Annotated in this window: 10 protein-coding genes; 5 read left to right on the top strand and 5 right to left on the bottom strand. The window is 34.8% G+C overall.

Annotation, left to right across the window (positions count from 1 at the left end; all coding sequences use genetic code 11):
* The first annotated feature begins 14 nt into the window (after nt 1-14).
* Both B371_RS0115265 and B371_RS0115270 read left to right on the top strand, forming a co-directional pair.
* On the top strand, nt 15-449 hold the full coding sequence (locus tag B371_RS0115265) for a CotY/CotZ family spore coat protein (RefSeq protein ID WP_157185220.1): 435 nt from the start codon (nt 15-17) through the stop codon (nt 447-449).
* A gap of 41 nt (nt 450-490) precedes the next feature.
* Nucleotides 491-1555 (top strand): YheC/YheD family protein, encoded by a 1065-nt coding sequence (locus B371_RS0115270; protein WP_019415183.1) that lies wholly within the window; start codon nt 491-493, stop codon nt 1553-1555.
* Between the two features lie 314 nt (nt 1556-1869).
* Here B371_RS0115270 and B371_RS0115280 read toward each other — a convergent pair whose 3' ends face one another.
* The 4 genes from B371_RS0115280 to B371_RS22500 form a co-directional block, all read right to left on the bottom strand.
* Nucleotides 1870-3051: an MFS transporter gene (locus tag B371_RS0115280; RefSeq protein ID WP_019415185.1), complete on the bottom strand. Its 1182-nt coding sequence runs from the start codon at nt 3049-3051 to the stop codon at nt 1870-1872.
* Nucleotides 3041-3457 carry a MarR family winged helix-turn-helix transcriptional regulator gene (locus tag B371_RS0115285; protein ID WP_087945501.1) on the bottom strand — a complete coding sequence of 139 codons (417 nt, stop codon included), beginning with the start codon at nt 3455-3457 and terminating at the stop codon, nt 3041-3043. The genes B371_RS0115280 and B371_RS0115285 overlap by 11 nt, the downstream gene beginning before the upstream one ends.
* A 307-nt stretch (nt 3458-3764) precedes the next feature.
* The gene (locus B371_RS0115290; RefSeq protein ID WP_019415187.1) at nt 3765-4667 is read right to left on the bottom strand and encodes a glycerophosphodiester phosphodiesterase family protein; all 903 of its coding nucleotides are present in this window, start codon (nt 4665-4667) and stop codon (nt 3765-3767) included.
* 306 nt (nt 4668-4973) lie between these two features.
* On the bottom strand, nt 4974-6323 hold the full coding sequence (locus tag B371_RS22500) for a PxKF domain-containing protein (protein WP_019415189.1): 1350 nt from the start codon (nt 6321-6323) through the stop codon (nt 4974-4976).
* 520 nt (nt 6324-6843) lie between these two features.
* On the opposite strand from B371_RS22500, the gene B371_RS0115305 reads away from it, so the two are divergent.
* From B371_RS0115305 to B371_RS0115315, 3 genes are all read left to right on the top strand, one after another.
* Nucleotides 6844-8937, top strand: a complete 2094-nt coding sequence (locus B371_RS0115305) for a bifunctional diguanylate cyclase/phosphodiesterase (RefSeq protein WP_019415190.1) — start codon at nt 6844-6846, stop codon at nt 8935-8937.
* A gap of 411 nt (nt 8938-9348) precedes the next feature.
* On the top strand, nt 9349-11457 hold the full coding sequence (locus B371_RS0115310) for a bifunctional diguanylate cyclase/phosphodiesterase (RefSeq protein WP_019415191.1): 2109 nt from the start codon (nt 9349-9351) through the stop codon (nt 11455-11457).
* Between the two features lie 430 nt (nt 11458-11887).
* Entirely contained in the window at nt 11888-12550 is a 663-nt protein-coding gene (locus tag B371_RS0115315) for a reverse transcriptase-like protein (RefSeq protein WP_019415192.1), read from the top strand.
* Nucleotides 12551-12720: 170 nt separating this feature from the next.
* Here the strand turns inward: B371_RS0115315 and B371_RS0115320 are convergent, their stop codons facing one another.
* Nucleotides 12721-12900 carry a small acid-soluble spore protein H gene (locus tag B371_RS0115320; protein ID WP_019415193.1) on the bottom strand — a complete coding sequence of 60 codons (180 nt, stop codon included), beginning with the start codon at nt 12898-12900 and terminating at the stop codon, nt 12721-12723.
* Nucleotides 12901-13190: the final 290 nt, after the last annotated feature.

Raw genomic sequence — 13190 nt, forward strand, 5'->3', positions numbered from 1 at the left:
GAGTGAAAAAAGATATGAATGAAGAACAAAATAAAATGAAAGCAGACTGTGTTTGTGATGTGTATTCTATTTTAAAAACTATTTATGAAACTCAGAGTAAGGCGAACTTATCTATTTTTAAAGGTGTGCTTCCAGAAACTATCCCATTCATATTATATTCGATTGAAACTATGAATCCTTGTATTGCTTCTGGAATTGCCCCAAGCTTACAAAGCTCATTTAGCACAAGTTTTTTCCGTATTGAAAAGTTAACTAACTCTTCGGTTTACCTAATGTTATTACTACCATCTGATGTAGAAGGAAATTATAAAGAACCCCCAAGTATTCCTTATCGATTAAAGAAAACGAACAGTAAAGTAATTATATCCTTAAAGAATATTTGTGGTATTCAGTGTATCAATCCTAAGTTAGTAAATCGTCAAGTTATTATAAGCGGAAAAGAGAAGTAACAGATTAGGCATTTAAAATATTTAACATGGAGAGTGAATAAATGACATTAATTGGTATGCTACATCATCGGGAAGATCCGCGTAAAGTGGCCAAGGCTTATACTTATTCGGTTGTAGCTAAAGCAGAAGGTGTTGAGTTTTTTTATTTTACACCTGGTAAAGTAGACATTGAAAACCAAAAAATTAAAGGTAAATATTATGAGAATGGAGTTTGGTTGGACAAAGAATACCCATTTCCAGATGCCATTTATAACGCAAGTTATCCTTTGAGTGAAAATGCGGAGCGCATAGTAGATTATTTATCTGAGAGAATACCATTTACAAGTCATTCAATTGGAGATAAATTGGGTGTCCATAATAGAATTATGAAAGGAAAGGATTTTAAACAGTACCTGATTCCAACAGTGAAATTAACCAATTCTAAAGAGATACTGGAGCTTATTAATTTATATCCAAAAGTTATTATGAAACCTGTTTCTGGTCATCAAGGCGTTGGTATCCTTTTTATTGAAAAGCTAGATGATGGTCACTTTAAAATAAATGAATTGGGTAAAACCTTAATCTATAAGAAACAAGAGTTACTTAATAAGGTTTTACATAAAATTCAAGAACAAGATTATATAGCTCAAAAGTTTATATCTTCACAAATGAAATCTGGTAATGTATACGATTTTCGTTTGCATGTTCAAAAAAACAGAAAAGGCAAGTGGGTTATAACTACCATTTACCCACGTATTGGACCTTTGGGTAGCATCACATCAAATTTGAGCGGAGGAGGTTATACTGCATATCTTGATGAGTTTTTACAAAAAGAGTTTCATATTGATTGGTTCAATATGAAAAGGTTGCTAGAGCACTTTTCTTTAAGCTTTCCCAATCATTTTGAATCTTTATACGATGGTATTGCATTTGATGAGTTAGGAATAGACGTGGGAATCGATGAAAATCAAAAATTGTGGTTATTTGAAGTGAATTGGAGACCTGGCGCCCCAGTAATTTTTAATCGTGAATTAGACGTAGCAATAAATACGATTCATTACGCTACCTATTTAGCAACTCATAACAAGGATTTCCACTCCAAAAAAAGTTTGAGGGAAAATAAATGATGGTAATTAAATTAGTGAGATATTATAAGCACCTTTGGCAATACAGTACCTTAATTAAGTACTATATTGAAGGTGCTTTTACTATGCTTAAACATGCGAATTCAATAGAAAAATTATAAGTGAAGAGGGAGAGGGAATACCAATTTACTAGATTAGTTTTCACTTGTTCTATGGTAGAACTAGATAGATAAGCTATTAAAGTTGCAAGGAAGCGACAAGATTTATATTCAGACCTGCAGCTTGATTACCTAACAAAAAAAGAGACTAGTATATCTTCTATATAGAATGTATTAATTAATGCACATAACTTTACTTTACACTTCATTAGGAAGTTGCTTTCGTATGACCATTGTATAATATACAGCTATGAATAAAACAAAAATAGCAATAAACAAATATAAGTTTGAATAGCCTAAAGCTCCTGCTACGATACCTAAAATGAACGAACCTAATGCAACTCCAGTATCAAAAAACGTGAAAAAGGTTGCTGTTGCGTAAGTACTTCGTTTATTTGGTGATGATTGAATAACAAGTGCTTGGAAACAAGGTAACAATGTACCGTATCCTAAACCGATTAATCCACCGGCGATTAGTAGCATTGTTGGAGTACTAGTTATACTGAGGAGATATAAACCGACCGCATAAATAATGAGTGAAGGAATAATCACAATATTAGGGCCCATTGAATCAAAAAGTCTTCCTGTTATAGGTCTAAATACAATCATCGTGGCTGCAAACACTACAAAAAAGAAACTAGCGGCTTGGACCATACCTAATGACTGTGCATAAATAGAAATAAATGAAAGGATACTTGCATAGGAAAAAGAGACAAACATGCCAACAATTGAAATTGCTAGTGCTCTTTTTTCAAATAGATCCGACCAAGTAATTCTTCGTCTCTCACTACTAATAACTGGTACGACTTCATCTTTAACTTTAACTGCTAAACTACAAACCAAACCAATCACCGAGACAATTCCAAATAGTATAAAAAGCATCGTATAAGAAATAAACGGTTGTAATGTCAATGCAATAAATGGACCAGCAACCAACGCAACATTCATTGACAGTCCAAAATAGCCAAGTCCTTCTCCTCTTCGTTCGGGAGGTACAAGGCCAACCACAATGGATATGGTCACTGTCGTGGCAATACTAAACGAAATACCATGGATGAGTCGCAAAACAAGGAAAAGACTAATGTCATCTGTTAATGTATATGAAAATGTAGATAAGGCAAATGCGGTCATACTCACGATCAACATTCGCTTTTTACCGAACTTTTCTATAATCATTCCCGAAAAAGGTCTAACGATTATGACTGACAAAAAGAATATCGTCGTGACGAGTCCAGCCTGTGCGACTGTTCCACCAGGAAGATCCAAAATATATAATGGTAAAAGTGTGATGAACGCATAAAGTGCAACAAAAATAAAAAAGTTACTAACTGCGATATTAATGAAATCTCTTGTCCAAATTGGATTTTTATTAGTCTTCATGATCAATGCACACCCCGACTTTTTTTAGTAAGGAGAGTTGCTGAAGTTCAACTTTAGATAATGATGCCAACATTTTCTTCTCAATGAGATCAACTCGAGATTTAATTTGCGGAATTAATGATTCGGCTTCATTAGTAAGATGAACAGTTCGCTCTCGCTTATCTTTTCCTGCTAGTCTCGAGATAAGTTTACGATCTTCTAATTTCACAAGTGTTCTTGTTATAGTAGGGGCCTCTACATGTAAGTAACTTTGTATTTCAGTTTGTGTCATGGATCCAAATCGATTCAGACAAAAGAGAATCGACCACTGCGCACTATATAAACCAAATTCTTTTAATGTTTCGTTGACTTCTTTAATAGTAAGCCTTGATGTTTGATTTATTTCATGAAATATCAAAGTAGTTATAGTCATCTCTTCTCCAAATTACTTACCTAGGTAAGTAATTATTCATTCCACAGTATAGTGTCTATTCTTATAAGTGTAAAGAACATAATTAGAACTTTGCAGATATTAATGTAGAAGAGATGATATTTACTAATCCACTCTTGTAGCAATGAGATACGCAACGCGTTCTCTTGTAGGTGGAACTATTTTATTCTTGTTATCCAATCTCGTAATCGTACTAAAAAGAAACGAAAAGACGGGCAAAATTGTATCTTCGGCCGTCTCTTTTAGTTATAGATAGTCATTCTTCTTTGGTTAACCCAAAAGGTTATGGATATTGTTGATTTTCCAAACTGTTTTTCTCATCTCTAACACGATACGCGACATCGGGTCTGTCCGTAATAATGCCATTTGCGCCAATATTGATTAGGGTCCGTATCATTTCTTCATCATTGACGGTGTAGGGGTGGACTAGCAAGTTCTCGCGTTGCATTGAATTAATGAATTTACGAGACACTGACATTGCATTTACACCAACTCCAGATGCATATTGAGTAAGCTTTCGTAGTTCTTTTTTGGAAAGATGAGCCTCTTTTAAAAATGTATACAGTTTAATTAATGGAATGGAAGAATCCATTGCAAAAATCTCTTTCAGACTATGCTCATCGAAAGATTGAATAATCACTTTAGGAATCGCGTCAACCCTATTGAGAAGTTGATATTCATTAAGCTGGTGCACTAGTTCTTCCTCAATGCCAGGGTATTCTTTTGGTGATTTGATTTCGATATAATAATTTACTGAGTCTCCAAAGTGATTGAGGATTTCTTCCAGATGAAGAATACCTAAATCATTAGAGCTGGGTAAAGTATAATTTAAATGGTTTTTACCGAAGTCTTTTCCAGGATAATGAAGTTGAATTTCATCAAAGGTTACATCCGCAACCGCTTGTTTGGCATTGTCAAAAGTGATAACTTTATCATGCATCGCTATAAGTTTTCCATCCTTTGTCATTTGTAAGTCAATTTCGATATAATCAGCACCCATTTTTATTGCTAACTCATATGCTGCAAGTGTGTGACTTATTGCATAGGCTGATGCCCCACGATGAGCAATTATCAGGAAATCATTTTCAGGTAAAGGTGTTCGTATTTTTTCAATGGTTTGTTGTTGAGCACATCCAATGGTGAAAAGAAGGATTGTAAGTAGCAGTATTTTTTTGATATTATTCATCCTCCAAAGGAAAGCAAATTACAATAGAATTGTAAAGAATATGGTTGTGTGGAGGAAATCATTCGAAAACATATTGAATTTCCTGCAAATTCCTTTGAAACATGTGAAGGATTTTTGGAAATGTTTTTATGCCACCACTTTTATTTTTCCCTTTATAGTGATCTCCCATTTAAAGAAGATCATTGATTTACTTTTAAGGATGCTATATTTTGGTGGAAATTAATAAAAGAGCTAATCACCAAGTAAACCAAGGTGATTAGCTCTTTGTCTATCTAAAGACAGGGATTTTTAGTTCATTTGAGCAAATTATCTAAGGGCAATTCGGACTTCTTTCGTTCCGCTGCCATCATTAAGGTTAATCATTAGCTTATAAGAACCGATTTTCAACCCTTTAGTGCTTAAGTTAAAAATATACTGATTTTCTGAAGTATCATATCTGAATTGATTTCCAAAAGTTGCTAAGACATTAGAATCACTTTCTACTTCTTCACCTAACACATTAGTGGAAATATAGGAATAAGAAATGGTTGCATTGGCAGTAGAAATATAAGCTCCATTTGCATCAATTAATTTAAATTTTACAGGTAGGGTTCTGCCAAGCTTGAATATGCTCGTATTGTCGCTGTTTATCGGTTGCAAAACACCGCCAAAACCATAGACAACTTTATACGTACTTGTAACTGTATTACCTGCGTTATCAGTTGCTGTAATGGTTTTTGGACCTACAGTACTAGTGTCAATACTGCCATTTGTTTCTGTCGCAAGACCTGATAAGGCATCAGATGCAGACCACATGATAACTTCGTTCAAGGTAAAAGTGCTTCTATCACTAAGAGTGGTAATTACAGGATCAGTCTTATCTACCTTTATAACCTGTGTTTGTTCAGTCTCATTGTTCCCAGAGTTATCAATCGAGTAAAACTTAATTGTATGTTCGCCTTCTGATAACGAAATTGGAGAAGTGTATGGACCCCAATCTCCATTACCCACTTTATAATTTGTTTCTTTCACACCAGAACCACCATTATTATCAGTAGCACTAAGAGCGACAGAAACATCATTTGTATACCAACCGTTATGAATTGGTTGACTTGATGTGATATCGGAAGTAGTAATAGGAGCGACGGTTTCATGCAATACTTCTACTTCAGCTAGAGATAAAGTTCCTGGGCCTACGATTTGAATCCTTACATATCGTCCTGTCGTATTTACGTCAATGTAGGTAGTTCTTGGAGCAAGACCCCCTTTATAAAATGCCGTCACGTTTGCTTGCTGAGCAGTAACAGTTGGGTCATTTGATGTAAAAGGAGTATCCGAGACAAATACATAAAAATTATTCAAGCGTTCCTGACAGCAATCGGTGCGGTTCCAAATATTTATTTTGTTAATGTCTTGGGTTTTGCCAAGATCCACTTCCCACCAAGGATTTGTTTCTACTTCAGTGTGTGTTACTGAGTTATGCCAATAATAGCCGTCAGTATTACCATCGACAGCTCTCTCTGAATAACCATCATGTTCATAAGCAGTACTAGACTGCGTAGTCCCTTTATTCAAAGACACATTTGTCGTTGCTTCCTGAGCCATTACTGGCAAACCAGTTGTCATTAATAGGGCTAACAAACTACCCATCATTAATAGCTTTTTTGTGATTCGCATTTTTACTCCTCCAAATCATAATAAATCCTGCCTTTTAAGTTTATGGTTAATCAAAGGAGAATGTATGTAACTAAAGTTATATACATAAGAAAAAATACGATGAAAAAACTACAATTGAAAATAGAGTGTCTGCCTTTGTGCTTTGTCAACATGCAATCCATCGCAACTCCTTAGGTCTCTGAATTTAGTGCATACATGAGCAGACATAAAGCCAGTGGTCAAAATGATTTCCTTAATAACTGCTGTTCAAAATTATTTTATTATAGCATCTCAATAAAAATTGTAATAAGATGTATGTATAAAATTGCTCCAGGAATGACAGCAGGAGAAAGAGCTGAGTAATGAATTTCGGTCTATTCCTATTGAATATATGGTAAAGTATTCTAAGTAAAGAATTTAATCTAATATTGTCAAATATTAATAATCTACTTTTAACTTATAGTAGAAATACTTACCAAAATACGATAAAGTTTTGAAGTTTTACTAATTCTAGATCATGCAATCTTTGGGGGAAACACAATTGAAAAATGTTTACAATAAAGAAGATGTATCAGATTCACACTTAGAAAAAACGCAAAAAGATGCTTCATTTTATAAAGAAATGTTCGAGGTAATGATTCGTAATTCACCAGTAAGTGTGTACATGATTGAAAATTGGAACTTTACGTACGTAAACAAAAACTTCTGTAGTCTTGTTGGATATACTGAAGAGGAAATCTTTGCTGGTAGAATAAACAACTTAATCCATCCGGAAGACTTATTTTTAGTACAAGGAAGAAATACAGGCGAGGAGACTGATGCACGATATAGGGTGAGAATCAACAAAAAAGATGGAGATATCATCCACGTTGAGATTCATTCAACAAAGTTAGTTAGAAATGGAAAAAAGGTCCTGTTTGGTACAGTTTTTGATGTAACGAAAGAAGTTACTGCAAATATCCTCCTTAAGGAAAGTCAAGAACGTTTCAAATCCCTGTTTTATAATAATCCTGATGCTATCTTTACTTTCGATTTAGAAGGGGATTTTACAGACGCAAACCCAGGATGTGAAGTGTTGTCAGGGTATTCTAAGGATGAATTAATTGATATGTCATTCACCCCACTTATTGTATCTGAAGATTTAGCAACTACACTTAATTATTTTGTGGAAGCAACACAAGGAATTGCAAACTCCTATGAAATAACCATTACTCGAAAAGATGGAAAGCGCAGGAACTTAGAAATTTCAAGTTTTCCTATGAAACACACAGGGAAAATAGTAGGTACATATGGCATTGCAAAAGATATTACAGAGAAATATGAAAACAGAAAACTGATGGAGGAGCTTGTGTTCTATGACTCATTAACTAAGTTACCGAATCGAAAGTTATTTGAAGATCGCTTGAAACAAGTTTTTATTATATCAGAAACGAACAAAAATCAGCCTACTGTCCTATTTTTGGACTTAGACCGTTTTAAATTCATTAACGATTCGTTAGGTCATCATTTGGGGGATGAATTTTTAAAAACCGTTTCGAAACGTTTAACAAACAATGTAGGGGAAACTGATACAGTCGGAAGATTTGGCGGGGACGAGTTTGCTATCTTGCTGCCCAATACAGATAGGAACGAAACCATTTTAATAGCACAAAAACTTAATCATGCACTTGCACAACCATTTGATGTCATGGGTCATTCTTTATCCATCACAGCAAGCATAGGAATCGCAGTCAGTAACGGAGCAGGCGAGAGTGTGGATGGGTTAATTAAAAAGGCTGATACCGCAATGTACTATACTAAAGAATTCGGGAAAAATAGTTATACGTTTTATTCAGCAGAACTTGATCAAAAAACGGCCTATAAACTTACTATCGAAAAAGATTTAAAGAATGCAATTAATAATAATGAGTTTGTTCTTTATTACCAGCCTATTATTGATTTGAAGACTAGAGAACTTACTGGTATGGAAGCTTTGATACGGTGGAATCACCCTGAACTTGGACTTGTACCTCCCGATAATTTTATCCCGATTTCTGAGGAAAGTGGAGAAATTATTCCGATTGGAAAGTGGGTTCTCTATACAGCATGTTCCCAAAATAAAGCATGGCAGCACCTTGGGATTCCACCATTCAAAATATGTGTAAATATTTCCGTTATACAATTACAGCAATCAAACATAGTTCAGACAGTAAAATCGATACTTGATGATACAGGACTTGATTCACAATGGTTAGAACTTGAAATCACAGAAAGTATATTATTAGAAGATACTAAAACACTGAAAGAAAATTTGCTAAACTTAAAGGCATTGGGTATTTCAATGTCAATTGATGACTTTGGTACAGGTTATACGTCCCTTAGTTATTTGAGACAATTTTCATTTGATCGAGTTAAAATCGATCGCAGTTTTATTGGAGACATTGGCAATGATTCGCATGCTAAAGCGATTACCTCGACCATTATTTCTTTGGCGCAGAAATTAAGTATGGGGGTTATTGCAGAGGGAATTGAAGGTGAAACACAATTATCCTATCTGCAAGCAGAAAACTGTGATCAAGGACAAGGATATTATTTTAGTCGTCCTTTACCTGCTGATCAACATGAGTTATCTAATCACATTAAAAAGTATTTCTAAACAAGAATAGCTTAAGAGTTTGATTGGAATAAAATATTAGTACTATTAAATGAAGGCGGCCGCAACTTAGGCCGCCTTTTTGTGCGAAGAGCAGTTAATGAAATAGCTAAACTTCTTCCCAAAATGAAAGTGAAGAATATTTTGGCTTTCCATTGGCAAAGATATGAAAAGCTTGGAGTGACTTGTTGTTACATGGTGGTAAACAGTATGTCCTATGAAAGAATTTATGGTAAAGTATTTATAAGACCATAAAAATTTAACATACAATTTTATCTTATCTAATATTATTAATCAACTTTAAACTGAAATTTAGTTCTTGGATACAAAACACAGAATACATAACTTTCTTAATATTTTAATAATTTTAAGCTACCCCTTTAACTCTAGACATAATACTAGGGAGGATAACAAATGTTAAATGGAAAAAATTTAGAACAAGGCTTTGTTTCAGATTTAAAAAAATCACAAAAAATCGATTTATTTTATAGACAAATGTTCGATGTGTTGGTTCAAAATTCGCATATAAGTATGTACATATTGAAGGGTACGTCATTTTCTTATGTGAATAATCATTTCTGTAACCTTACTGGATACACAGAAGAGGAATTACTAGTTGGTGGTATTACAATAGATAATATAATCCATCCTTCTGATTTATCTTTTGTAAGAGAAAGGATTATGAAAAAAAATAATAATCAAGAAACTGATTCGCGTTATCGAGTGAGAGTAAACAAAAAAGATGGAAAGTTACTTCACGTTGAAATTAATTCTACAAAAACAATTAGAAACGGAGAAGCGGTTTTATTTGGTACTGTATTTGATGTAACCGAAGAAGTTACAGCGAGTAACCTGCTAAAAGACAATCAGGAACGTTTCAAATCACTTTTTTATAATAACCCGGATGGAATTTTTGCTTTAGATATGGAAGGATTGTTCACAGAGATAAATCCGGCTTGTGAAATGTTGACTGGTTATTCAACTCATGAACTGATAAATACGTCTTTTGCTCCACTTGTATTATCTGAAGAATTACCGAAAGCTGTTAGAAATTTTGAGATCGCAAAACAGGGAATTGCAACAAAATATGAAATTAGTGTAATTAGAAGAGATGGAAAGCGAAGAAACCTAGAAATCTCAAATTTCCCTAAGAAATTGGATGATGAAATTATAGGCGTGTATGGTATTGCAAAAGATATTACAGAAAAAAATGAACAAAAAAAATTAATGGAAGAGCTTGTTTTCTTCGATTCATTAACAAAGTTGCCAAACCGAAAATTATTTGAAATACGATTAGAAAAAGTTCTCTTACTTTCGACTGAAAATGAAAGTAAAACCACTGTTCTCTTTCTTGACTTAGACCGTTTTAAATATATTAACGATTCGTTAGGACATTATTTAGGAGACGAATTTTTAAAAATTGTTTCGCAACGTTTAACTGAAAATGTTGAGGAAACAGATACCGTTGGAAGATTCGGAGGAGATGAGTTTGCTATTTTGATTCCTAACTCCGATTATCAGAAAGTCGTTAAAATGGCTGAGCAACTCAACCAGGCCTTGGCGGAGCCATTTGATATTATGGGTCATTCCTTAACTGTTTCAGCAAGCATTGGAATTGCTTTTAGCTCTGGTTCAGTAGAGAGTGTGGATGGACTGATTAAAAAAGCAGACACCGCCATGTACTATACTAAGAAATATGGTAAAAATAATTATACATTCTATTCAGATGAGATGGAACAAAAAAATGCATATAAATTAAAAATAGAAAAGGGCTTAAAATCTGCTATTCAAAATCAGGAGTTGGTCCTTTATTATCAACCAATTACTTTGTTGAAGACAGGAGAAATAAGTGGTATGGAGGCGTTGATAAGATGGAAACACCCGGATCTTGGACTTGTACCACCCGATAATTTTATTCCTATTTCGGAGGAAAGTGGACAAATTATTTCAATCGGAAAATGGGTTCTGCATTCAGCTTGTTCCCAGAATAAAGAGTGGCAAAATTTAGGTTACTCCCCTTTTAAAATATGTGTGAACATTTCAGCAATCCAATTGCAAAATAAAAACTTTGTTGAAATGGTAAAAACAGTTCTTCAAGAAACAGGTCTCGATTCGATGTGGTTGGAACTTGAAATCACTGAAAGCACATTGATGGAGGATACTAAAACGCTGAAAGACAATTTATTAAATTTAAAAAAACTTGGTCTATCTATGTCAATTGATGATTTTGGCACAGGTTATACATCTCTTAGTTATTTAAGACAATTTTCGTTCGATAAAGTTAAAATCGACCGAAGTTTTGTAAGTGATATTGGAAATAATTTACAGGGGAAGGCAATAACATCAACCATTATATCCTTAGCGCATAAATTAGGTATGGGGGTAGTTGCTGAAGGGATTGAAGATGAAATGCAATTATCTTTTCTAAATGAAGAAGATTGTGACGAGGGGCAAGGATATTACTTTAGTCATCCTTTACCTGCTGACTTGCATGAGTTGTCTCATAACACTAAAAAGTATTGAGAATAAGTTAGAAGAAGGATGTACTTATGCTGCAATTCTTTATTAGAATACAAAGTTAGGCATTACTAAATTTATAACAATTACAATAGGAGACGACCGGATTTACATCTTCGGTCGTCTTTTTGATTCCAAAGTACGACCAGAATTCATTCATCTTAAAAGTAATATGGTAAAATTCGTATAGTACCACTTCAATTGTTCCATCCTTATAACAAGTTATTTATAATTTGTGCAGGAGATAATGAGACAAAAATAAATCATATATATATTGTGGGTAGTGTCGAAAAACTGTGCAAAACAAGTTCAAGACACGCTCTTAAGAAGAGGTGGTTGTGATTTAATGGGTATACAAGTTTTTTCGTTCAACCCTTGATCTATCAACCTTTCAAGAGGTTTTTTATAAAACGTATTGTGATAAGGGGGCATCATTATGAACATCCGAATGGAATGGATTTATAAAACATCTAAAGGTGCTGAAACCGTTTTTAGCTCAAATGAGATTTCTGCGGCACATGCCATGCTTATCGCGGAAGACCTGGATAAGACTGGGCGCGCCAAAAGCATAGCGTTCATTGACCAGTTTGACAGTTCCTGGACGATGAAAGAAATGAAGGGTTATTTGAAAGGAATTGAGACTGAACCGCATAACGTCAGCGTCTATTTCGATGCGGGATTCGATCGGGAGACCAGTAGATCTGGCCTAGGCTGTGTCATCTATTATGAGCAGAACGGGAAGTCGTATCGTTTACGAAGTAATACACCTGCTTCTGAGCATACATCTAATAACGACGCCGAATATGCAGCACTTTACTTTAGTCTACAAGAACTTGAACTCCTGAAAGTCCATCATTTACCGGTACGCTTTATAGGAGATTCGAAAGTGGTCATTAACCAGATGAGTGGGGAGTGGCTGGTAATAGAGGAGGATCTTTCGGACTGGATGGAACGGATTGAAATGAAGCTGAAAGATCTTGGCATTCAGGCAGAGTATGAACAGGTGCCACGAAAATCTAATGCAGAAGCTGATCGGCTAGCAACACAAGCACTGAACGGAATTGAAATCACAGGAACCAGTGAAATAAAGAAGGATTAATAGTAGATAGGTTTGTATTTTGGATGCGGAAGATTCATTAAAGTTTCAGATGCGGTTAGATATAACCAAAAGATATACTGAGATCAAATAAAGCTTTCTTCTTAATAGATAATGCGTACCAACATTTTAGTTGATACGCTTATTTGTAAAAACATTGACGCCAAGCTCAGTTATTGTTCAGCTAATTCTGTTACAGAGACACTTTGTTTGTTAGTTGGATTGTCAAGGGGATGGACTGTTGCTAGTCCGTTACTTTGATCCACATGTTCAATGTAAACGGATTGTCCATTATAGGATACACTTACCATGCTTTCTGAAGAAGATATTTCTTGTGCGCGTGTTGCATCCATGTTAGCACCTCCTTTAATTATGTTATATATACTATTTGTTTCAACTCCATTAGATATACGAGCATTTTGAAGATAACTTTCGATGTACTTTTAAGAGAGTACACAGTATCCACTTTGGTTTCTGGTATGATTTCCGTTGCAGGCGGACGCTTTCCGCGGGCGGTCAGTGAGCCTCCTCAGGCCAACAGGGTGTTGGTCACGCCTTTGTTCCATTTTGTGCGACTGCGGGGTTTCACTTGGGCCTCGCTTTTTCCGCTGGAGTCGCCACCCTTCACTTCAATCATTCACCT

Origin of the sequence: Paenisporosarcina sp. TG20, assembly GCF_000286315.1 — a bacterium.
GTDB lineage: Bacteria > Bacillota > Bacilli > Bacillales_A > Planococcaceae > Paenisporosarcina.

Excerpts from the sequence above, each read along its gene's own strand:
- B371_RS0115265 (WP_157185220.1), top strand. The coding sequence starts at position 15 with ATGAATGAAGAACAAAATAAAATGAAAGCAGACTGTGTTTGTGATGTG.
- B371_RS0115270 (WP_019415183.1), top strand. The coding sequence starts at position 491 with ATGACATTAATTGGTATGCTACATCATCGGGAAGATCCGCGTAAAGTG.
- B371_RS0115280 (WP_019415185.1), bottom strand. The coding sequence starts at position 3,051 with ATGAAGACTAATAAAAATCCAATTTGGACAAGAGATTTCATTAATATC.
- B371_RS0115290 (WP_019415187.1), bottom strand. The coding sequence starts at position 4,667 with ATGAATAATATCAAAAAAATACTGCTACTTACAATCCTTCTTTTCACC.
- B371_RS22500 (WP_019415189.1), bottom strand. The coding sequence starts at position 6,323 with ATGCGAATCACAAAAAAGCTATTAATGATGGGTAGTTTGTTAGCCCTA.
- B371_RS0115310 (WP_019415191.1), top strand. The coding sequence starts at position 9,349 with ATGTTAAATGGAAAAAATTTAGAACAAGGCTTTGTTTCAGATTTAAAA.
- B371_RS0115315 (WP_019415192.1), top strand. The coding sequence starts at position 11,888 with ATGAACATCCGAATGGAATGGATTTATAAAACATCTAAAGGTGCTGAA.
- B371_RS0115320 (WP_019415193.1), bottom strand. The coding sequence starts at position 12,900 with ATGGATGCAACACGCGCACAAGAAATATCTTCTTCAGAAAGCATGGTA.